Annotated in this window: 22 protein-coding genes; all 22 read right to left on the reverse strand. The window is 35.0% G+C overall.

The features are described 5' to 3' along the window. Positions 1-2,239 (reverse strand): isoleucine--tRNA ligase (gene ileS / locus CAT7_RS05630; RefSeq protein WP_007723020.1); only part of this gene is annotated, 2,239 nt, incomplete at its 3' end. Between the two features lie 358 nt (positions 2,240-2,597). Further along, complete coding sequence (locus CAT7_RS05635; protein WP_007723023.1) at positions 2,598-3,293, reverse strand: DivIVA domain-containing protein; 696 nt, start codon at positions 3,291-3,293, stop codon at positions 2,598-2,600. An 82-nt stretch (positions 3,294-3,375) separates the two neighbouring features. Then, a complete protein-coding gene (locus CAT7_RS05640) occupies positions 3,376-4,158 on the reverse strand; it encodes a YlmH family RNA-binding protein (protein WP_007723026.1) in 783 nt (260 codons plus the stop codon). A 20-nt stretch (positions 4,159-4,178) separates the two neighbouring features. Continuing rightward, a complete protein-coding gene (locus tag CAT7_RS05645) occupies positions 4,179-4,466 on the reverse strand; it encodes a YggT family protein (protein ID WP_007723029.1) in 288 nt (95 codons plus the stop codon). A gap of 21 nt (positions 4,467-4,487) precedes the next feature. Next, positions 4,488-4,973: a cell division protein SepF gene (locus CAT7_RS05650; protein WP_007723031.1), complete on the reverse strand. Its 486-nt coding sequence runs from the start codon at positions 4,971-4,973 to the stop codon at positions 4,488-4,490. A gap of 48 nt (positions 4,974-5,021) precedes the next feature. Continuing rightward, entirely contained in the window at positions 5,022-5,693 is a 672-nt protein-coding gene (locus tag CAT7_RS05655) for a YggS family pyridoxal phosphate-dependent enzyme (RefSeq protein ID WP_007723034.1), read from the reverse strand. A 2-nt stretch (positions 5,694-5,695) separates the two neighbouring features. Next, on the reverse strand, positions 5,696-6,952 hold the full coding sequence (gene ftsZ / locus CAT7_RS05660) for a cell division protein FtsZ (protein WP_007723036.1): 1,257 nt from the start codon (positions 6,950-6,952) through the stop codon (positions 5,696-5,698). Positions 6,953-6,987: 35 nt separating this feature from the next. Then, complete coding sequence (gene ftsA, locus CAT7_RS05665; RefSeq protein WP_007723038.1) at positions 6,988-8,319, reverse strand: cell division protein FtsA; 1,332 nt, start codon at positions 8,317-8,319, stop codon at positions 6,988-6,990. A 134-nt stretch (positions 8,320-8,453) separates the two neighbouring features. Continuing rightward, the gene (locus CAT7_RS05670; RefSeq protein WP_007723039.1) at positions 8,454-9,401 is read right to left on the reverse strand and encodes a cell division protein FtsQ/DivIB; all 948 of its coding nucleotides are present in this window, start codon (positions 9,399-9,401) and stop codon (positions 8,454-8,456) included. Positions 9,402-9,425: 24 nt separating this feature from the next. Further along, positions 9,426-10,529 carry an undecaprenyldiphospho-muramoylpentapeptide beta-N-acetylglucosaminyltransferase gene (murG, locus tag CAT7_RS05675; RefSeq protein WP_007723040.1) on the reverse strand — a complete coding sequence of 368 codons (1,104 nt, stop codon included), beginning with the start codon at positions 10,527-10,529 and terminating at the stop codon, positions 9,426-9,428. Between the two features lie 20 nt (positions 10,530-10,549). Then, positions 10,550-11,935: a UDP-N-acetylmuramoyl-L-alanine--D-glutamate ligase gene (murD, locus tag CAT7_RS05680; RefSeq protein ID WP_007723042.1), complete on the reverse strand. Its 1,386-nt coding sequence runs from the start codon at positions 11,933-11,935 to the stop codon at positions 10,550-10,552. A 71-nt stretch (positions 11,936-12,006) separates the two neighbouring features. After that, entirely contained in the window at positions 12,007-12,972 is a 966-nt protein-coding gene (gene mraY, locus CAT7_RS05685) for a phospho-N-acetylmuramoyl-pentapeptide-transferase (protein WP_007723044.1), read from the reverse strand. Positions 12,973-12,984: 12 nt separating this feature from the next. After that, positions 12,985-14,463 (reverse strand): UDP-N-acetylmuramoyl-L-alanyl-D-glutamate--2,6-diaminopimelate ligase, encoded by a 1,479-nt coding sequence (locus CAT7_RS05690; RefSeq protein WP_007723049.1) that lies wholly within the window; start codon positions 14,461-14,463, stop codon positions 12,985-12,987. A gap of 14 nt (positions 14,464-14,477) precedes the next feature. Beyond that, the gene (locus CAT7_RS05695) at positions 14,478-16,652 is read right to left on the reverse strand and encodes a penicillin-binding transpeptidase domain-containing protein (protein WP_007723052.1); all 2,175 of its coding nucleotides are present in this window, start codon (positions 16,650-16,652) and stop codon (positions 14,478-14,480) included. Continuing rightward, positions 16,649-17,032: a cell division protein FtsL gene (gene ftsL, locus CAT7_RS05700; protein WP_007723054.1), complete on the reverse strand. Its 384-nt coding sequence runs from the start codon at positions 17,030-17,032 to the stop codon at positions 16,649-16,651. The genes CAT7_RS05695 and ftsL overlap by 4 nt, the downstream gene beginning before the upstream one ends. Before the next feature lie 30 nt (positions 17,033-17,062). After that, positions 17,063-18,019, reverse strand: coding sequence for a 16S rRNA (cytosine(1402)-N(4))-methyltransferase RsmH (rsmH, locus tag CAT7_RS05705; protein ID WP_007723056.1), 957 nt, complete (start codon positions 18,017-18,019; stop codon positions 17,063-17,065). A gap of 69 nt (positions 18,020-18,088) precedes the next feature. Beyond that, positions 18,089-18,520, reverse strand: a complete 432-nt coding sequence (mraZ, locus tag CAT7_RS05710; RefSeq protein ID WP_007723059.1) for a division/cell wall cluster transcriptional repressor MraZ — start codon at positions 18,518-18,520, stop codon at positions 18,089-18,091. Between the two features lie 408 nt (positions 18,521-18,928). Beyond that, positions 18,929-19,303, reverse strand: coding sequence for a DUF3397 domain-containing protein (locus tag CAT7_RS05715; RefSeq protein WP_007723070.1), 375 nt, complete (start codon positions 19,301-19,303; stop codon positions 18,929-18,931). 216 nt (positions 19,304-19,519) lie between these two features. Further along, complete coding sequence (gene rpmF / locus CAT7_RS05720; protein WP_007723076.1) at positions 19,520-19,699, reverse strand: 50S ribosomal protein L32; 180 nt, start codon at positions 19,697-19,699, stop codon at positions 19,520-19,522. Between the two features lie 67 nt (positions 19,700-19,766). Then, positions 19,767-20,330, reverse strand: coding sequence for a YceD family protein (locus CAT7_RS05725; protein ID WP_007723078.1), 564 nt, complete (start codon positions 20,328-20,330; stop codon positions 19,767-19,769). A gap of 118 nt (positions 20,331-20,448) precedes the next feature. Continuing rightward, positions 20,449-21,636, reverse strand: coding sequence for a nucleotidyltransferase (locus CAT7_RS05730; RefSeq protein ID WP_007723080.1), 1,188 nt, complete (start codon positions 21,634-21,636; stop codon positions 20,449-20,451). A gap of 16 nt (positions 21,637-21,652) precedes the next feature. Further along, the gene (gene recQ / locus CAT7_RS05735) at positions 21,653-23,422 is read right to left on the reverse strand and encodes a DNA helicase RecQ (protein WP_007723083.1); all 1,770 of its coding nucleotides are present in this window, start codon (positions 23,420-23,422) and stop codon (positions 21,653-21,655) included. Between the last annotated feature and the right edge of the window lie 51 nt (positions 23,423-23,473).

Raw genomic sequence — 23,473 nt, forward strand, 5'->3', positions numbered from 1 at the left:
AGACTTCATAAAAGACAGTTTGCATTGCACGACGTTCATAAGAATCTTCCGCTTCAATATAAACAACATCTTTAGCAAAATCCAAGTAAAATTGAGATAGATCAACTGTACAGAAGTTGTTAATCAACTGATAGATAGAAGAGAACTCATATTTTTCATAATGAACTTCCACTTTTTCTACTAATTGGTTTAATCGGATCATTAGATATTTATCTACCGATCTTAAATCTTCAAAGGCAACTTTATTTACTGATGGATCGTAATCATCCGTATTAGCTAATAAGAAACGCATTGTATTACGAATTTTACGATAAACTTCAGAGACTTGTTTTAAGATTTCATCACTTACACGTACGTCAGCTTGAGTATCTACACTAGAAACCCACAAACGTATGATGTCAGCTCCCATTTGTTTGATTACTTTGCTTGGTGCAATCGTATTTCCTATTGATTTACTCATCTTACGTCCATCGCCATCTAAAACCATTCCTTGAGATAGTACGGTTTTATAAGGTGCTACTCCATTGATAGCAACACTAGTTGTAATACTTGAATTGAACCAACCTCGGTATTGATCTGAACCTTCAAGATACATATCCGCTGGGAAAGTTAAGTTTTCTCTTGCTCTTAAAACAGCTTCATGTGATGAGCCAGAATCAAACCATACATCCATAATATCCGTTTCTTTTGTAAAGGTATTATTTGGACTTGAAGGATGAGTGAATCCTGCTGGCAATAAATCTTTGGCTTCACGTTCAAACCAAATATTTGAACCGTATTCTCCAAATAAAGCAGCTACATGTTCAATGGTTTCAGGTGTGATGATAGATTCGCCATTTTCACCATAAAAAATTGGTAAAGGTACTCCCCATGCGCGTTGACGTGAAATAACCCAATCTCCACGATCACGAACCATGTTATACAAACGTTGCATGCCCCATTTTTGGACCCATTCAACGCCTTCAACAGCTTCTAAAATATCTCCGCGGAACTTATCAATAGATGCGAACCATTGCGGTGTAGCACGGAAAATAACCGGTTTCTTAGTTCTCCAGTCATGTGGATAGCTATGGGTAAAGAAGTTTAACTTCAATAGAGCTTCTTCTTTTTCCAACCATTCTGTAATTACTTTATTCGCTTTATCGTAAAAAATACCTTCTAATCCTGGAGCTTCGTCTGTAAAACAACCTTTATCATCGACGGGTGATAAAACACCTAATTTGTATTTTTGACCCACAATAAAGTCATCATCCCCATGTCCTGGAGCAGTATGAACAAGTCCAGTACCAGCCTCAAGAGTAACGTGGTCTCCTAAAATCAAAAGAGACGTACGATCATACATTGGGTGTTGAGCCGTCATTAACTCTAACTCTTTCCCTTTTAATTCTTGAATCGTCTCAACTTGATTCCAACCAATTTCTTGTGCTACAGTTTCAATCAAATCTTTTGCTACAACATATTTTTTACCATCTGCTACAACAACTGAATAATCGTAATCAGGATTAACGGTAATGGCAAGGTTTGACGGAATAGTCCATGGTGTCGTTGTCCAAATAACAAAAGATGTATCTTCATCAATTAAGCCTTTTCCATCAACTACCTTAAATGCTACATAAATACTAGCTGACTTAACATCTTTGTATTCAATTTCTGCTTCTGCAAGGGCTGATTCACTAGATGGTGACCAATAAATAGGTTTCAACCCTTTATAGATATACCCTTTTTCAGCCATTTTCCCAAACACACGAATTTGTGCTTCTTCGTATTCTTTAGTGAGTGTTACATATGGATAGTCCCACTCTCCAGCTACACCTAAACGTTTAAAATCTTCTTTTTGTTTATTCACTTGTTCCCAAGCATATTCTTCACATAATTGACGAAATTCAGCAATACTCATTTCTTTGCGTTTCACGCCTTTATTCGTTAATGCTTGCTCAATAGGCAATCCATGAGTGTCCCATCCAGGAACGTAAGGAGAACGGAATCCAGACATAGATTTGTAACGAACAATGATATCTTTACTAATTTTATTCAAAGCATGTCCGATATGAATATTTCCATTTGCATATGGAGGACCATCATGTAAGACGAATGTTGGTTTACCTTCATTGATTTTTTGACGTTGTCCATAAATATCTAGTTCTTCCCAGTTTTTTTGCCACTCTAGTTCACGAACTGGTAAATTTCCACGCATTGGGAAATTTGTTTTTCCTAATTGTAATGTTTCTTTCATTTTCATTAAAAATCTACCCCTTATTTATTATATTTATCTCACTCATTTAAAAATGACATGCTCATCATACAGCTGAGATTTATCAATTGCAACTATTCTTGCCAATAAAAAAAAGACTCCATCCCTAGAGGGACGAAATCTTCGTGGTACCACCCAAATTTAGAGAAAAAGTAACTACTGACTTTTTCATCTCTTAAGTAATTGTATAACGCCAATTAAACGGTTAATTTTACTCTAGTTCAAATTAACACTCATGGAGGATCTTACAAATAGAAGGGACTGTTAGACTTTCACTGGGTTCTAACTCGCTTAAATTAGTATTCTATCGTTTTTCTGTTCCATTCACTGATTTACTTTTTTAAATTTATTTAGGCAACTCAATAGCTGGCAATGTTCCTTCTATTGAATCTTGTTCTTCTTCATGGTTGTGTTCTGAATTAGCATTACTAACCTCAGTCGTTTTTTCAACTACTTCAGCGTCATCTTCTTCAATTGTATGATTACTTGCTTCAACATCAGCATTCACTGCATTATCTTTACTTTGACTAACGCTTAATATTTCTTTTAATGTTGGAATATTAAGAACCTCTTCTTCAGCCGGTCTTAATAAATCATCCCATTCAGAGTTTTTGACCATCTCTAATTGTGATTCTATCATAATCTGTAAACGTTGTTTAAAGACTCTGCTTTGCTTCTTCAATTCATCTGTTTCTGTTGTAATTTTCTTAGCTTTAGCAACAGCTTCATCTAATAAACGATCCGCATGTTTTTCAGCTTCAAGCCCTATAATATTTGCTTCTTTAGCTGCATTTTCTCTTAATCGATCTGCTGCGTCTTGAGCAACAATAATTGATTTGTTTAAAGCATCTTGAAGATTGTTAAAATGTCCTACTTTTTCTTCAGAAAATTGCAATTGTTTTTCTAATTCACGCTTTTCTTTTAAAACGATTTCGTAGTCTTTAATAATTTGGTCCAAATAATCATTTACTTGATCTTGATCGTAGCCTCGCATCTTGACAGGGAACTCTTTGTTATGTATATCCAAGGGAGTCAACACCATATAAGACACCTCCAATTTTCAAATTTAACGTGCTTTACTACTAAATTATCATAAACTTACTCACATGTAAATGAGTTACTGGTTATTTGTACAAGACACCTAACTGAAGGCGCCATTTATCTTTTTTAGTTTTGCCTTCTATTTCTTGTACTTGCAATCGTCCATAACCGCGAACTGAAACAATATCTAACAAACCAATTTCAAAATCCGGTCGAGTTAATTCTACCCAATTTAATTTCACTTTGCCAGATTCAATCATTTGTTTGGCACGTTGCCTAGAAATCTTAAACACACTAGAAACGAGCGTATCCAATCGCATAGATGAAACCGTTTGGTTTTCGATTGACCAATTATCTATCGGTATTAAAATATCTGTATACGCTCTTTCTTCCATTCGAACCGCAACTTTACCAATGCTAACAACTTGTTGCTCAATATAACTTTTTGTTGAATTTTCGACAAATACTTGCCAACGCGATCCGTCTGATATGATATCTCCAAAATAATCTCTTTTTAACCCAGTTGAAAGCAATGTACCTAATACTTTTCCATGAGATAATGAAGCAAATTTTGTAGGGTACCGTATTTCACAAATAGTTACTTCGAAATCTTCTTGTTTTGGTGTGAAATAGGCGGGGCAGATGAAAGCTCTCACTCGCTCTGCCGCCTCATAGCCACCAAAAGAATGAATAGTGATGTCACTATTTTTCCCAACTATTGTTTTAACGATATGCAATTGTCGTGGGTCTAAAAAATTTGTTAAGTAAGGAGTATATTGGTCTTCTACACTTCTTATCCAACCAATAACACTATCAATAAAGGATTGCTCTTCTTTTCTAAAATGTTGATAGACATTTTCAATCATAAGAAAAACACCTCCCTTACTTAATAAATAATTCTTATAATCAACTGAAAGAGTGAAAACAAACCGCTTTTAGCTAAATTTAAAACAATCAATGCAACAATTCCCGAAAAGCTGATCATGCCAATTGGTGGAATAAATCTTCTGAAAAAATTTAGATATGGCTCACAAATCGTTGCTAATATTTGGCCGAATTTAGATTGATAAGCCCCAGGAAACCATGACATTAAGATATAAACTACAATAAGCGTGGAATAAATATCTAAGCCTTTAGAAAGTACTGTATATAGTAATGATATAAAATAAGCCACTATTTATTTTTCCTCTTTTCTTTAGTAAAACTCTTTTTCTTGCATGACATCAGATAAGACACCATCAATTTCGACATTCTTAGGTGTGCATAGGAAAATTTCTTCTCCAATTCGTTGAATATCTCCACTTATAGCGTAGATTGTACCCGTTAAGAAATCAACGATTCTTTTAGCCTGATCTTCTTCAATCCGAGTGAAATTTAAAATCACTGATTGATTACTAAGCAGTAAATCAGCAATCTCTTGAACTTCAGAGTAAACTCTAGGCTCAAATACAACAATTTTTGATTGATAAGGATTTTCAGGATTTTTCATTGAGACTACCTTATTCGTTGTTGCAGGTTCACGACGAGTGTTAAACGCTCGTTGATTTTTCAATTCACGTTTTTCATCATTTTTTTTAGCACTTAGTTGTATCTTTTCTTTAGTATCAGCTACTTGTTCTACTTCAAACTCTTCTTCATCATTTAAGCCGAAAAATTGAGTGAAATTACTTAACATTCCCATTTAAAGTCCTCCTTTTTAAATCGATTTCGTTTTACTCCTAATCGATTTTTATTCAAAAAAAGACGTTCCAATTCGAACAAAAGTTGCTCCTTCTTCGACAGCAATTGTGAAATCTTTACTCATTCCCATACTAAGTTCAGTACAAGGCGCATATGGCAGAGCTTTATCTTTAATTGATTCTTGCAATTTTCTTAAATGAACAAAAGCAGAACGAATGACCATCTCACTCGCATTCAGTGGTGCCATAGTCATTAGACCCACTATTTTTATTTTTGAGTACTGTGAAAGACTCGTTATAAATGCATCAAGTTGCTCTGGGCTAACGCCACTTTTGGTTTCTTCCCCTGTAACGTTAACCTGAACAAAACACAAAACAACTTTATTTGCTCTTTTTTCAATCTCTTCAGCTAAAGACAAACGGTCAAGCGCATGAAAGTAATCAATATCATTGATTACTTTCTTAACTTTTCTTGCTTGTAGATTTCCAATGAAATGCCAAACTAATCTGTGATCACTTAACTCTTTTTGTTTTAATGCTAAACCTTCAGGTCGATTCTCAGCAAGATGTAGATAGCCTTCTTCAATTGCTTCAACAGCTTGTTCACTAGAAACACTTTTGGTTACTGCAATTACTTGCACATCAGAACGTTTTCGACTGGATTTGGCCAATGACACATCTAATAGCTGCTCGATTTTTTGACTATTTTCTTTTACGGACATTTTTATTTACGGCGTCTTCTAAAGAATGGAGGAGTATCAAGATTTTCCTCATCCTGATGGTTATCTTGCTCTTGTTTCTCTTCACGTTTAAAGATATCAAATTCAGGTTTTTCACTTTGTTGATTCAAATCATTTGATTGAGCTTTTCTTTGGTCACGTAAACTAGGTTCACGACGAATATCCCAATCACCAAATGGATCTTTTGCTTGATCTGCTTGTGGAGCAGACGCTTCAGGGATGTTTCTTTGCGTAGCGCTATTTCTATTTCGTTCAGATGTTTGTGGTTTTACTTCTTTGGCTTTATTTATATCAATACCTGTTGCAATAACTGTAACAATAACTTCATCACCAAGGTTTTCATTGATTGAAGTCCCAAAAATAATATTAACTTCTGTAGTAGATGCAGATGAAACGATATCTGATGCATCTTGTGCTTCAAATAATGTCAAATCAGAACCACCCGTAATATTTAACAATACCGATTCTGCTCCATCAATGGATACCTCTAACAATGGAGAAGAAATAGCTTTTTTAGTTGCTTCAACTGTTCGGTTTTCACCACTAGCCATTCCAATTCCCATCAATGCTGACCCTTGATTTTCCATCACTGTTTTTACGTCAGCAAAATCTAAGTTTACATATCCAGGTGATGTAATTAAATCTGAAATTCCTTGTACACCTTGTCGTAAAACATTATCTGCCTCATGAAATGCTTCAAGCATTGGTGTTTTCTTATCAACGATTTCTAGTAAGCGATTATTAGAAATAATGACTAAAGTATCTACGTGTTCTTTCATTTGTGCTACACCTTCTGCAGCAAAACGTCCACGTTTAGGTCCTTCAAAAGTAAAGGGTCTAGTAATAACACCAACAGTTAAAGCTCCTTGTTCTTTAGCAATACGGGCTACAATAGGTGCAGCTCCAGTACCTGTTCCGCCACCCATACCGGCCGTTACGAAAATCATATCTGCTCCGCGCAAAGCTTCAGCAATCTGTTCTTCACTTTCTTCAGCTGCTTTACGTCCAATTTCTGGGTTTGCTCCTGCTCCAAGTCCACGAGTCAATTTTGGCCCTAATTGTATTTTAACTTCAGCATTTGATCCTGCTAATGCTTGCAAGTCAGTATTTACTACAATAAATTCTACACCTTGAACATTTTCATCAATCATGCGGTTAACAGCGTTATTCCCTGCTCCACCGACACCTATTACTTTAATTATTGCTCCATTAGCTGGATTTGTATCAAATTCTAAGTCCATTCCATTTCCTCCTAATACAATTTGAATTTAGCTATTTAATCAAAAAAGTTTGAGATGAAGCTTTTTGCTTTAGTGCTCCACTTATCTTCTTTATTCTTTTCTTTTTTTACGGGTTTTTCTCTTTCGAATTCTAAAGAATTTATCTCATCATTTTCTGATAAGTATTCTGATTTAGCGTTATATGAAGAAGTTTCTTTTTTTGCAATACCCAACTGGTATTCTTTAACAATTTGATGGATTTCATCCAAGTTGGCTTCATATTGGATTAACCCGATCCCAGTGGTAAATGCAGGATAACGCATACCCATCTGATTGGGTATATAAAGCTTCACTGGTATTTCAAAGATATCTTCAGCCAATTCCACTGTACCAGGTAACGCAGCAGCACCACCCGTTAAAATAACTCCACCAGGTAATTCTCTCGCTCCTACTTTATCCAATTCATTTTTGACTTTTTCAAAAATTTGAACCAATCGAGCTTCTATAATCTCTGACAAATACCGTTCATCCATTTTTACTGGCTGACTCTTGCCAATCACTTCGACCGGGAATTTTTCTTCTTGAGACGTTTCCTCAGGCAAAGCATACCCATAGTCACGTTTAATGCGTTCTGCATTTTCAATAGTCGTATTCAAAACAACCGATATATCTTTCGTTACGTAATCTCCACCTTCTTGATTTACACTTGTGTATTTCAATTGATGATCATGCATAACTGAAGCCGTTGTTTGTCCACCGCCTAAATCAACCAATATAGTACCGAAATCTCTTTCACCACTAGACATAGCTACACTGCTAGCTGCCAAAGGTTGCAAGACAATATTTTGAATTTGCAGACCGGCTTTTTCTACACAACGTTTGGTGTTATGTATAACCGTTTTGGGGCCAGTCAACATGACTGCATGCATTTCCAATCGAACGCCAATCATCCCTCTAGGATCCTTGATTCCATCAAAACCATCTACGATAAACTCTTCAGGCAATATGGTTAAAATTTCTCTTTCAGGCGGAACCGATTTTACCATAGCAGCTGCCAAAACATTTTGGACATCTTCTTCAGTAATTTCACGATTTTCTCCGGATACGGCTATCATTCCATGACAAGCTTCTATTTCTACCGAATTACTTGGAATGCCTACAATAACATTATGAATATCTACATTTGCTTTTTGTTCTGCTTGTTTAATAGCTTTATTAATTGATTGTACGGTTTTATCGATATCAACGATAATTCCACGATTTAAACCTTCTGATTTTTCATTTCCTACTCCAATAATATTCATTTGGCCATTAATGTATTCAGCTACAACTACTTTTATTGAAGTGGTTCCAATATCTAGACTTACATACATTTCAGTAGTTCCCATTCATTGAAACCTCCTATTTCATCATTATTTTATTAAAACCTATAGTAATACCAATTTTAACATAAGCGTTACCAATTTACGAAGTATTTCAGCATTTTTTTCTATTTAGACAAAACCTTTTCACCTATTCTATTTTACTGTATTTCTGCGTCTAAATCGAGTTTTACGCTATTTTCATCAGAAATTGTTTTCGGTTCTTCTTTTTTTTCATTATTGAATTCAAAAGGAGAAAAATAGGCTCCAACTTCAATATTGAATGTTCCTTTTTGATCACCAATTTTTTTTACCATATCAGGGTAATAAATCATTTTTTCAGCAAAGGACGGAATAGAAGCGACCACTTCATTTCCATCATTCATGTATAACTTAATTAGATAATCATCTATCTCACTTGGTGTGTATTCCACTTCTGAAATGCTATTTTGAATATTCTCGTTTAGCAATTTGTATTGCTCAATCATTGCCTTTAAAGCTTTATTTTCTTCAAAACTTTTAAATATTGGTGGATTTCCAATAGATACTTTTCTACTTTCATTTACAATTTTCCCATTTTCCAGAATATTGTAGTACTTGTTTTCTTCAGCTAAATAAGCAACTGTTTGATACTCTTCAATTTTTATAATGTAATCATTCAGACCATCAAAACTAATCTTCATAGATTTCACTTGCGGCAACTCAGACAAGAGATTTTTTGAGATTTCTTTTCTCTCAAAGAAAACTTTCCAAAGGTTGTCTCCCGATTTAATTTGACTAACATCAATTATTTCTTGATCTGCAACTTCTTTTGTTCCGCTAACAGAAAGCATATCAACCTTGCTTAAGGGGCTTATAAAATACACAACTACTAAAATTGCAAATGAAAATAATAAAATAAGCGCAATCAATCGTGTAATCAATTTCTTTTGACGTTGTTTCTTTAATTTTGGCATAGTATCTTCTAACGATTTTGGATTTTTATTTGATTGATTTCTTGTTTCTCGAATTTTAGCGTGCTCATCAACGACTATTTTTTTTTCTTTCTTTCTTCCTTTTTTCAAGGAAGAAAGATGCAACTTAACTTGTTTTTTAGATTCTTTTTTCATGCATCTATCCTCCTTTAATAAAGGTTATTTTCCCACGATTTCATTTATCACATCAATTAATCGATCTGAAGCAAACGGCATGCCTATCTTTTTAGCATTTTTTGCCATTTCATGACGCTTAGTTGGATTCATCATTAATTCGTCTAACGTTTGAATTAATCGTTTACCCGTTAGTTCTGGCTCTTTAATTAAAAGTGCAGCATGCTTATTCACTAAGCTTTCTGCATTTTTTGTTTGATGATCATTCGTAACATATGGACTAGGAATTAAGACACTAGGCAACCCTAAAGCAGTAAGTTCAGCTAAAGTTGTAGCACCACTTCTAGAAACAACCAACGAAACGGTTGAAAAAACTTCTGGCATATTTGGAATGTATGAAACAACCGACACATTAAACTTATCATTTGCCATTTTAGCCAATTGGCTTTTAATGGTATCAAAATGAATATCTCCCGTAGCCATTAAAACTTGATAGTTTTTAGTAACTAACTCTGGCAGAGCCTCAATAAAAGCATCATTAATTTTTTTAGCTCCTCTGCTTCCACCAAAAATTAAAACAGTTGGTTTTTCAGAATCTAAATTATAAGCTTCTAATGCGGCTTTTTTTTGAACTGTACTAACTTCTTGTGCTCTAGGATTACCAGTAAAACAGACCTTTTCAGGGTATTTTGAAAACTCCATTTTGGCTTCTTCAAAACAAACAGCAATCTTAGTCACATAGCGTGCAAGAAATTTATTTGTTACACCGGCCACGCTATTTTGTTCATGAATAATGCTAGGGATTTTTAGTTTTGATGCAGCATAGACTACTGGAGCACAGACATATCCACCAGTTCCGATAACAACATCGGGTTGAAAATCTTTAACAATTTTCTTAGCTTGTTTAATGCTATTGATAAATAGCTGAATTGTTTTTAGGGTATCAAAAGAAATTGAACGTTTAAACCCTTGGATTTTGACAGCAGCAAATGGAATATTATAATCTTTTACAATTCTGCTTTCTAGGCCTTTTTCAGTTCCGACATATAAAAACTCAGCTGTTGGATCAACTTCTTGTATACGGCGCATAAGTGCTAGTGCTGGATAAACATGTCCTCCAGTCCCACCACCGGACAATAATATTTTCATTAGTTGTTAGACCAATTGGCCTATTCCTCCTCTTCTATTGCGTCTTCAACTAGTTGCTCAACAGAATGAATAAAGGCATCTCCACGGACCTCAAAGCTTCTATACTGGTCCCAACTGGCACATGCAGGAGAGAGTAAAATGACATCTTTTGCTTCACTTAATTCGTAGGCTACCGGTACAGCTGCTTCAACATTTTGAACATCAATAATCGTTGGAATTCCAGCTTTTTCGCCTGTTTCAGCTAACTTCGTTGCCGTTTCTCCAAAAACAATTAAAGCTTTTACTTTTCCACTCATAGCTGGAATCAAGTCATCAAAATCGTTTCCGCGGTCCAATCCACCTGCTAATAAAATAACTGGTACGTCAAACCCTTTTAATGCATTCTCTGTTGCCAAAGTGTTGGTAGCTTTTGAATCATTGTAAAAACGTCTTTCTTCGAACTCTGTTACAAATTGAGTCCGGTGTTTTACGCCCGTAAATTTTTCTAATGTCGCACGAATAGCTCCGTTTTCTTGATTTAATAATTTAGCTACAGCAATAGCTGCCATTGCATTCTCAACATTATGATCACCAGGAACCAAGATTGTTTCTTTGGCCATTACAGGCTCACCTTGATAATAAATAACATCATCTTGCAGATATACGCCATTGTCTAAGATTTCTTTTCTTGAAAAAGGAATGATTGTGGCTTTACTTTTTTCAGACAAAGCTCTTAACTCAGGCTGATCCCAGTTTAAAATTAAATAATCTTCTTCTGTTTGATTTTTGGTGATTGTCATTTTTGCTGCTACATATTCTTCTCTTGTTCCATGATAGTCTAAATGAGCAGAATAAATATTTGTAATCACAGCAATATGGGGTTTCAACTCAGTGATACCCATCAACTGAAAACTAGACAATTCCATAATGATTTCATCATCTTTAGTCGCTTTTTGAGCCACCAAGCTGGCTGGAGTTCCAATGTTCCCTGCCACATATGCTTGTCCTTTAGAACGTTCTGCATTTAATAATTCAGCAATCATTGTTGTAGTAGTTGTTTTTCCATTGGTACCCGTAATACCTATAACCATGCTCTCAGCTACTTCATAAGCTAATTCGACTTCGGTAATGACAGGTATACCTTTTTCAATCGCCTTCACAATAATAGGATTATTATACATAATTCCTGGGTTTTTCACGATCCATTCAAAATCTTCATCTAATAATTCAACAGGATGACCTCCTGTAACTACTCGTATTCCCGATTCTAACAATTCTTGAGCTTCAGGGTTCTCATCAAAATTTTTGTAATCATTCACGGTCACTAATGCCCCTAAAGAATGCAATAATTTAGCAGCATTCACACCACTTAAAGCTAATCCTAAAACTAAAACTTTTTTATGTTCATAACGTTTTATGTTTTTCATCACTAAACCTCTTTTTCTCAAGATAAGGATTTTTTATAATTTAAAAAGTATTTATACTCTTACAGTTAGTCTTATAGAATAATCGCTAGACAAGCTATTGCAGCTATTAAACCAATTGCCCAAAAAGTTAAAACAACACGCCATTCGCTCCAGCCGCTCATTTCAAAATGGTGATGAATAGGGCTCATTTTAAAGACTCTTTTGCCTCTCAATTTAAAAGAAGTCACTTGAATCATAACACTGGCTGTTTCCATAACAAATACAAGACCGATCAAAAGAAGTGACCATTCTTGATGCAACAAAATTGAAATAGCTGCTAATCCGCCACCTAAAGCTAATGAGCCTACATCACCCATAAATATTTTAGCGGGTTTTTTATTGAAAAAGAAAAAGCCAATCAATCCGCCGATAACAGTTAAACAAATAATTAAAATATCCAACTGTTGTTGATTCCAAGCAATTATTGCATATGCACCATAGGCAATGCTTGCTGTTCCAGCTACTAATCCATCTAAACCATCTGTTAAGTTAACGGCATTTGAAAACCCAACTAGCCAAAAAATAATAAATAGTCCATAGAACCAGCCAATATCAACTGTTCCTAAAAACGGAAAAGCTAGTTCAGTCGGCAGTCCATCATAATTGTAAGCAATAAAAAAGAGTACTCCACCGAGTATTTGACCGATTAATTTTTGTTTAGACGTTAACCCTAGATTTCTCTTTTTAAACACTTTAATAAAGTCATCTAAAAAACCAAGTAACCCATACAAGATTAAGATGAATAAGGATAATAAAATGCCTAACGAAAGGACATTCTGCCATATAGCAACCCAGATAGTTGATATAATAGCGGCTACTAGAAAAACGATTCCTCCCATTGTTGGAGTTCCTGTTTTTACTTCATGCCATTTGGGGCCTTCATCTCTAGTCGTTTGACCTAATTGTTTTGTTCTGAAAAATCCAATCACGATTGGCATAGCCATAATAGTTAAGGCAAATCCGCTCACAATTGCAATTACCATTTCTGTCCACTGCATTGTTTTTCGCTCCTATTTATTATTCTTTTTTAAATCTATTGCTCTTTTAGCTTCTTCAACATCATCGAAATGAATTTTTTCAGTACCAATGATTTGATAATCTTCGTGGCCTTTTCCGGCTATTAACACAATATCATTTGTGTTTGCTTGTTCGATTGCTGCTTGAATAGCTTCTCTTCTATCGGGAATCAATTGATAGGTCCCTTCTTCTAATCCATCGACCACTTCATGTAAGATTGCAATAGGATCTTCAGTCCTTGGGTTATCCGAGGTAAAAATGACTGTATCCGAGTTTTGTTGTGCAATTTCAGCCATGATTGGGCGCTTAGTGCGGTCGCGATCTCCACCACAACCAACAACACAAAAGACAGTACCTGTTTTAATTTCATTTACTGCGTTTAAAACATTCAATAATCCATCTGGAGTGTGAGCATAATCAACAATTACGGCAAAGTCATGATCACCTTTAACTATTTCAAAACGGCCTCTTACACCACTTATTTTTTCGATAGACTGAATAACAGAAGTCAGATCAAGTCCGGCAGCATAGGCTCCTGCTATTGCAGCTAGAGCATTTGATACATTGAACTTGCCAACTAATTGCAATTGTACTTCATATACTCGATTTTCAAAATTTAAATTAAACCGTGTTCCTCTATTTGTGATACTCAGATCAGTTGCTTTAAAATCTGCTGGTTGATCGATCCCATATGAGAATACACGAGCAGCTGTTTTTTCTTCAAAACTTCTACCCACTGGATCATCAAAATTTAAAATAGCAAATTTTGGTTTGCCTTGTTGATACCCATTTCCTAATTGTGAGAACAATAAACTTTTTGCTTCAGCATATTTTTCCATAGTATGATGATACTCTAGGTGATCTTGGCTTAAATTAGTAAAAATCGCAATATCAAAATCCGTTCCCCACACTCTACCTTGAACCAGCGAGTGAGAAGAAACCTCCATAGAACAAGTAGCTACACCGCTATCTTGCATTTCACGTAATGTCTTTTGTAAAGTGATGCTATCTGGTGTTGTGTTTTTTGTTTCGTATACTTTTGAACCAATACGACGGTACATCGTTCCAATGACGCCTGTTTTTTCTTTGTGGTCATGGAATATATAATCCAAAAGATGCGTAACGGTGGTTTTTCCGTTTGTTCCTGTAACCCCTATTACTCGCAAATCTTGACTTGGGTGATGATAAAAAGTTGCGGCTAAAATTGCCATAGCCTTCATCGTGTCATTTACATAAATAACAGGAACAGCTACTTCAATTGGTTCACTTGCCACTACTAAAGTTGCTCCTTTTTGAACAGCTTCTTTTGCAAGTTCATGCCCATCCTGAACAGAACCAATAATACAAACAAAAAGTGAACCAGGTTCAACTTCTCTCGTATCTTGGGTTACTTTAGTTATTTCTAAATTTTCGGAAAAATCCTTTGAAAAATTTGTTGTTTTTAATGGTTTAATCAATTCAATTGCTTTCACTATATTCACCTTTTCTATCCTTGTGGAGTTTCTAATTCTATCGTAATTTTATTCGTTCCTTGCATATTCGCATTAGGTTCCAAGCTTTGGCTTACTACGTACCCTTCACCTTTAAATGTAAATTCTAAGCCGGTTATTTCAGAAACCTTTAAAACATCATTTTTAGACCAACCCATCATATCTGGCATCGTCATTGCTCCATTTGTCATTAAAACAACACGTTGATTCTCAATAGTTGTTTCCTCTGGTAATGGCAATTGCTGTACTATTGTATCACCATTTCCTACAACGGTCACATTTAACTGAGTATCTTCTAATGATTTTAAGGCTTCTTCTTTCGCTATTCCAGTAACTTTCGGCATTTTCACAGTATTTGTTTCAGCATCTTCTTCTTCTCCCAAAGATAAATATTCTAATGCCCGTTTCATAATAGGATGATAAATCTCCTTAACTACTCCGCTTCCCGCTATACTTCCATCCTTGATTTCTGGTTGTTGTACCGTAATGTAAAGAAGTACTTTTGGATCATCTGCCGGTGCCATTGCTGCCACTGAGTAAATATAATCGGTTCCACCACTATAATACTTTTTAGTTTTAGGATTGACGAGCTCTGCAGTACCCGTTTTTGCTGCTATTTCATAACCATCAATTTGATAATCTACCCCAGTACCTTTTTCGTTATATACAACCTCTTTTAAATAAGACAATGTTTGATTTGCTACTTCTTTAGTAATCGGATTACCAACAACTTCAGGCTCAACGATTGTTTCTTTTCCTGTGTCAGAATCAACAAATTTACTTATATATTGTGGCTTCATCATTTGACCCTCATTTGCTACAGCAGTAAAAGCTTGTAGCATTTGGAACGCCGTTACTGTTAAACCTTGACCAAAGGCCGTATTAGCTTGTTCTAAAGGATAATCAAAAGCTACTGAACCTTTTGCCTCGTTAGCTAGACCAGAATTGGTTGTTTGACCCAAACCAAAAGCATTCATATATTCTTTCCAAGCATCGGGACCCATTTTTTCCATTAAGTTAGCAAATGCCACATTACTAGAACGCGCTAAACCTTCTAGATAAGATATCGTACCCCATCCTGCTGGATTATGATCATGTATCGGTATACCAGAAATCATTTTAACCCCAGATTGAAAATAAGCATTTGGATCAAAAACTCCTTCACTAATCGCTGCTGCTAAAGTTAAAATCTTCATTGTTGATCCTGGCTCATAAGTATTCTCTACTAATAAATTTTGCCATAATTGATCAATACCATCTTTAGTGGTTCCGTTAAAAGTTGGTCTTTGTGAAGTAGCAATAATAGCTCCTGTTTCTGGATTCATTAAAGTTGCGGTTACCATAGCTGAATTGTATTTTTCATCTATTTCACTCATAACATTTTCCATATAAACTTGCATTCGTTTATCTATCGTAAGGTAAATGTCATCGCCATTTTCCGGCTCAGTTGTTTCTACTTTAGAATTAGGAATCACATATCCAAAACTATCTTTTTGGTAAATAGTTTTGCCATCTGTTCCTTTTAGGATATCATCATAGGCCAATTCAATTCCCATCATTCCTGTTAAATCTGTGCTTGATTTCGCTTTTGTTGCCGTATCATCTTCTGCTCCAGAAGGCAATGCTGCATAGCCTATTAAATGTGAAGCAAAAATTCCATTTGGGTAAAGTCTCGTTGGGGTTTCTTCAAAGACTAGACCGGGTAAATTTTCTTCTTCGATACTTTTTTTCGTATCAAATGATAAATTCTTTCCGGCTTCACCAAACTCGACTTGAGAAAGACCCTTTTGATTTAATGTAGTAAGAATATCTTCTTTGCTCATTGAAATATGTTTTTCTAATATTTCAGCCGTTTTTTTCTTGTCAATTACATGTTGCGGTTCGTCAGGATTAGACCATTCGTCTGTTAAAACAGCTACTAAAGAATAAGAAGTAGCGTCCATAGCAACCGATTCCCCCCCAACATCATATATGGTTCCTCGGTTTGCTTCTAGGATGCTACTTCTTGTGTATAAATTGTCTAGGTTTTGGGATAAATCTTCTCCGTTTACTTCACCTTTTACCATTATAAATGCAATTCGTCCCGCAAAAACGACTAGCAAAAGAATCGTGCCAAAAAATAAAAGTATGGCAACCTTTTTTCTGTTTTTTAGAGGATTTTTATTGGTCATTTTATAACATTCCTTACATTTTCTTCCTTCATCTCTAGGCCGAATTTATTTGCTATTTCATATACACGATCATATCGAGATAATTCTTGCACTTCCTGTTTCAAATTATCATTGACAGTCGTGGTCTCAGCTATAGATGTAGTTGCATCTTGCAATGTGCGATTTGTACTAGCAATCGTTATTTCTAAAGAAATGCTAACAGCAATTAAAGTAAACAGAATCATTAGGACAGCACTTATAAGCATTTTTTCTCCTTTTGTAATCCCTATTCTTTTGGTTAAAGGAGTATGTATTATTTCCTTTTTAGGAGTAGGAGCTGTCTGGGGCTGAAAGGGTACTTCGACTTCAAGATTTCTAGCTAAATTACTTTCTAATGGCATATCCAATACTTCCTTTCTGTTTTCTAATGTTTACACTAGTTTATTTTGTTTTTCAGCAATTCGTAACTTAGCACTTCTTGACCGATTATTTACTTCTAACTCTTGTTCTGAAGGCAAAATTGGTTTTCTCGTAATTAATTTTAATTCAGGTAAAAATCCGTCTGGAACAACTGGCAATCCACGTGGCAATTCAGGACCTTTGGAGTGATCTTTAAAAATTGATTTAACGATTCGATCCTCTAAGGAATGAAACGATATCACACTGATACGTCCACCTATTGCCAATAACTCAATCGCTTGTTCCAAGGAATCTTCAACGGAAGACAACTCATCATTAACCGCGATTCGCACTGCTTGGAAAACACGTTTAGCTGGATGTCCGCCTTTTCTTCTAGCCGGTGCAGGTATTCCTGCTTTGATTAATTCAACCAACTCACTGGTTGTTTCGATTAGTTTTATTTCTCTAGCTGCCTCAATTTTACGAGCAATTTGTTTTGAAAATTTTTCTTCTCCATAACGGTAAAAAATTCTGATCAAATCATGGTAAGACCATTCATTGATTACTTCTTTAGCCGTAAGTGGAGCATCGGTATCCATTCGCATATCTAATGGAGCGTCTTGGTGATAACTAAATCCACGTTCTGCTTCATCTAATTGAGGGGAAGAGACACCTAAATCATATAAAATTCCATCAACTTCTTTTATTCCCAAATTGGCTAATTCATCTTTTATGTAACGAAAATTCGCTTTAATAAAAGTAACCATACCTTTTTCTACATATTCAGCTAACCGAATTTTTGCGTTTTCAAGTGCACGATCATCTTGATCAAAGGCATAAAGATGCCCCTTTTCATTCAATTGTGATAATAAATATTCACTATGACCGGCCCCACCTAAAGTACAATCAACGTATATGCCTTCTGGGGATAACGACAGCCCATCAACGGTTTCGCGTAATAAGACTGTTTCATGATTAAATGCTGTCATTTTTTTCGCCTACCTAACTCACTATTTTTTCTTAGTATTTTTCTTTTTTAATAATTGAATGATTGTTTATTAGAATCCAAAATCAATCATGTCTTCAGCAATACTGTCAAACATTTCTTCAGCATCATTGGAAACTTGATTCCACCTTGTCTCACTCCAAATTTCAATCCGTTCAGAGACACCAATAACATGACACGCTTTTTCTAATTGTGCGTATTCTCTTAAAGTTTGTGGAATATTGATTCTTCCTTGTTTATCTAATTCGCATTCAATAGCTGCTGAGTAAAAGAACCTTGTAAAAGCACGAGCTTCTTTTTTTGCTAAAGGAAGTTGTTTTAACTTTTCTTCAAGAGCAGACCATGATTCTTGTGGGTACCCAAACAAACATCCATCTAATCCACGAGTTAGAATAAATTTCTCGCCTAAATCAGATCGAAACTTTGATGGCATAATTAAACGACCTTTTGCATCAATGTTGTGCTTGTGTTCACCCATTAACATAGCTGTCTCACCTCAGACTCCATTTAGATGTTTTCAGTCTACCACAATGCCCCACTTTCCTCCACAATTATTCAAAAAAAGACATAATTCTTTTAATTAATGTAATATTTGTTATTTTCACAAGCCTATCACTTCTTTTTTATGTTTTTTTAAAGGTGGTGAATTCACCCATTTTTTATTCAAATATAAAAAAAAGAAGGGATAAAAGGACTAATTGTCCCTGTATCACTTCTCTTTTGGCTCTATACTTTTCAGCGTGGGCCATTGAATTTAGTTATTGCATAACATTTTGGAGGAATGGGATTGCTTGTAGCCCTTTAAAGTATTCAATGCGAATGACACCACTTCAACGCTTTTACAATTAAGCGGTGTTGGAGGCATCCATTATTTGACGAAGAGTCTCTTTTTTTAAACGGTTATCATATTAGCTACGACTAAACCGTAATACACTACAATTGCGCTGATAAAAACGAATCGCCAATATGTCTTAAAAAAACTTTTATACAAAATTTCACCTTTTTTTACCGCTATACTCAAGAGAATGATAATTCCTAGACTAAAAATAAAAATCAAAAAATATGGAAGCAAAGAAAAATCATATGTTAATTCACTCAGAATATGAATTCCTACTATTAAAAAAGGAACTAACAAATCTGGTAATTTAATAGCCGAATTTTGTTTTTTAAAATGCCGCTGTATTGCCTTACTAAACAATAGCAGCAAAATAATGGGCAAACAATATAAAATTATTTTGCCTATTAGTAAAGAAACGCCAGAATCCACTTTTATCCCACCTTTTTAAAATATATCCGTTTAACCAATTCTCTATTAACTGGCCTGTAGCATACTACAAATCATCTCTTTTTAAATTTAACGTAGTTTTTCTTTTTTGTATACTCTAAATCACTTATTTGCAGTAAATCAAAAAAAAAAAGCCCTTATTGAGCCATGGTCTCAATAAGGGTTTTCAAATCATCTCATGATGAATTGTGCAAAGAATTAAGCTTCTTTGCTGATTACTTCTTTACCATCGTAATGTCCACATGATGCACAAACGTGATGGCTTTTTTTCAATTCGCCACAGTTAGGGCATGCGTTCATACCTGGAACTTCTAATTTAAAATGCGTACGACGTCTGTTTTTCTTAGCTTTTGATGTTCTTCTTGCTGGTACTGCCATTCCTTACACCTCCTTAAAAATTGCTTCTATGCACAGATTCGCGCTACTAGAAGCGTATAATACATACTTATTTTTGGTCGTCTGATTCATCTTTAAACAAATCTTTCAAACCAGCAAAACGTGGATCTACAGTTTCTGATTTCTGTGTTTCTAAATCTGAAATGTATTCATCTTCAGAAACGACCAGCCAATCATTTCCACTAGGCATTTCTTGTCCTTCTATCTCTTCTTGCGTAAAAACTTGCAAAGGGAGATTTAACAAAACTTCATCTACTATAGGTTCAGCAAGATCAATTATATCTTTATCTAAAAGAATAACTGTTTCTTCCTCATTATCTATCTTAGATCCAGGTGTAACAGAAGGCGGAATATAAATTTCATCTATTCCAATTGACATAGGGAATAAAACTGGTTTTAGTGATCTTGCAGAGGGTAGTGTCACAGTTAATGAAACAACCATATGAAGCAAGATTTCTTTTTCATGAACAATGAGTGTTCCTTCTAAATCAATTGGAGAAACATCCATTAATTCTTTTTCTCGATTCATCAACGTTTTTTTTAAGTCAACAGTTTCCGAGAAAACTAACGGCTCATTGCGGTATTTTTGCAATTCGTTTAATGACCATTTCATTTCACATCACTCCTAAAGCAACAAAGATTATTATACTAGTGAATGAACCCTTTGTCAACGTATTTTACCTTACAGGGTTTTCTTGCTGGGCTTTGTTTTCATAGACATTTTCAAAAAATTATTTTAATGGTTGACGATAATAATCTTGTTCTTTGATTAAACCTAATTGCCCCATTTGATAAATTTTACCTGCTTTTATATCTGATGTCCACAAATTCTTATTTTTTTTAGTTACATTGGCAATCAATGGTAAAGAAAACCTTTTTTTCATTTCCTTTAAATAATTTCTTCCTCTGAAATTAAATCCTAATAAGTGTATGGCTTGGGGTTCTGTTAATTCATTGACCATATCTTCTTTTTTTAATTGAAGTAAAATATAGACACATAAGCGTTGTAGCCTAGTCCATGATACTCTTTTATTTTTTACCAATGATATAAATTGTTCAAAGCTTTCTGCCTCTTGAATGTACTCTTTTAAGCGATATTCAATTCCTTCAGTTACTTGATACACAGTCCGTAACTCTTCAAGTGATTGAACTTCTATTTGATACTTTAAGTACGGCCAATAGTTTTCCCAACTAACTAAGGGATGTGTTGTTAGTTGTTCAAAACTGCTATCTGGCATACTTAACTTCAGTTCTTCAATTCGTGCTTTATTTTTTTTTGATCCTACTAAACTTTCTCGAATAGCAGTAGCACTTGAGAAATTTTGTTCGTCTAATTCTTTTTCATGGTAATCCGATCCTACTCTTGTTATGGTGTAAAGTTCCATTGGTTTTTCATATAGCACATTTTCTTTGGCATATGCTAATCCCAAAATATTGTTTGGTGTTGAAAGAGAGACCAGCTGTTCTGGCATTAGTTCTTTAAGAATTTGGTCCATTTGAGAAGCATACGTTTTTCCTGGATCTCTATTTTCTTTAAACCGTTGATTGATAGTTGGTGTGTGCTGCTTCAAAAAGTGAGCTAACTTTTGGTAATCCGCACTTTCGCCCGATTCAGAACCAAAACAAATAGCATCGCAATTCATAGCATGCAACAACCCAACGGCACCTTTTGCAAAATAATCAGCTGGTTGAGTACTAAAAGCAACGGGTAATTCTATTACCAAATCTGCTCCAGCTGATAAAGCCATCTGTGCTCGAGACCATTTGTCTACAATAGCTGGCTCACCGCGTTGCAAAAAATTTCCGCTCATAATTGCAATAATTGTATCCGCACCAGATAGTTCTCTTGCTTTTTTCAAATGGTACACATGTCCATTATGCAAAGGATTATATTCGACAACTACACCACAACTTTTCATCTCTAGTAACCTCTCTTTAATTCGTTACTTTTGTTTTCTTTAAACAGGTTAAAAATGCTTCACCATATTTTTCAAATTTATTTTCACCCACACCTTTTACGGCTAACATCTCTGTTTCATTTTGAGGCATTAAAATGCACATTTGGTGCAATGTTTCATCTGAAAAAATAACATAAGGCGGAACTTTTTGATCCGTTGCAAATGCACGTCTTAACTCTCTTAACTGATCAAATAATGCATCATCAACAGCTACTTTCTGCGCTACTTTTGCTTGTTTTCTAGTAACAGTCATTTCCCCTTTTAAAACGGAAACGGCCTTTTCTGTTAATTTTAAAATAGGAAACTGACCGTCAGTTGGGGATAAATATTTTTCAGCTGTTAGATAATCAATCAATTGAGTAACTTCTTTTTGTGGTACACCTTTCATCAAGCCATAGGTTGAAAGGTTTTCAAAGTGCCATTGAGTAACTTTTTTATCTTTAGATCCTGTCAGTACTTTCATGATAAGGGATTTTCCATAAGTTTCACCCATTCGCTTAACACAAGATAATACTTTTTGAGTCTCTAAAGTTATATCCGTTGCTTCACGATCATCTAAACAATTGCTACATCTGCCACAATCATCACAGTTGTCTCCAAAATATTCAACAATATACCGTTGCAAACAAATTTGAGTAGAACCATATTGAGCCATTTCTCTTAATTTACGATATTCCTGATTCTTTAATTCTTCATTTAATTCGGATTGATCGATAAAGAATTTTTGAATTTGCATATCTTGCGGAGAAAATAACAAGATAGCATCACTTGGCAAGCCATCTCTACCCGCACGTCCTGCTTCTTGGTAATAGGCTTCAATATTTTTAGGAATCTGGTAATGAATAACAAATCGCACATTACTCTTATCGATGCCCATGCCAAATGCATTTGTCGCCACCATTACTGTTACTTCATCATAAAGAAACTTTTCTTGCCAACTGTTGCGCTCATCTTCCTTTAACCCACCGTGGTATTTGCCAGCTTTGATTTTTTTAGCATTCAGCAATTCATAAATGCGTTCCACTTCTTTTCGTGTACTAGCGTAAACAATTCCTGATTGACCTTTGTTCACTGTTAAATAATCTAATAAATAACGATTGCGCTCCTGACCTTTTACCACTTGAAAAGCAAGATTATCCCGTTCAAATCCTGTTTTAACGCTATTATCTGTATCGATACCTAACAAATTTATAATATCATTAGAAACGACCGGAGTCGCTGTAGCAGTCAAAGCTAATACGATTGGTCGATAATCCAATTGTTGAATAGATTCTCCTAAAGACAGGTAACTTGGTCTAAAATCATGCCCCCATTGTGAAATACAATGAGCTTCATCAATGGCTATCATTGAAATGGTGATTGAGTGCATCAAATAAAAGATTTCTTCTGTTTGAAATCTTTCTGGGGCAACATAAATGAGTTTATAGTCGCCATTGACCGCTTTTTTCAGTCGAACGTTCATCTCAGCAGCTGTTAAGGTACTATTCAAGTAAGTTGCTGGTATTCCTAACTCTGTTAAGGCATCTACTTGGTCTTTCATCAATGAAATAAGCGGTGATACAACAATCGTTACTCCTTCGAACACTAGTGAAGGAATTTGATAACAAAGCGATTTCCCACCACCTGTCGGCATAATAGCTAAGGTATCTTTCCCTTGCAATATTTTTTCGATTACTTCTTTTTGTCCCGTTTTAAATTCAGAAAAACCATAAATTTCTTTAAGTACATGATACGCCTGTGTTAACACTGTAACTCTCCTTTCTTTAGAAATCGCTATGTAAAAAAACAGAAAAATCTT

The sequence above is a fragment of the Carnobacterium sp. AT7 genome, assembly GCF_000171855.1.
In the GTDB taxonomy this organism is placed as follows: Bacteria; Bacillota; Bacilli; order Lactobacillales; family Carnobacteriaceae; genus Carnobacterium_B; species Carnobacterium_B jeotgali.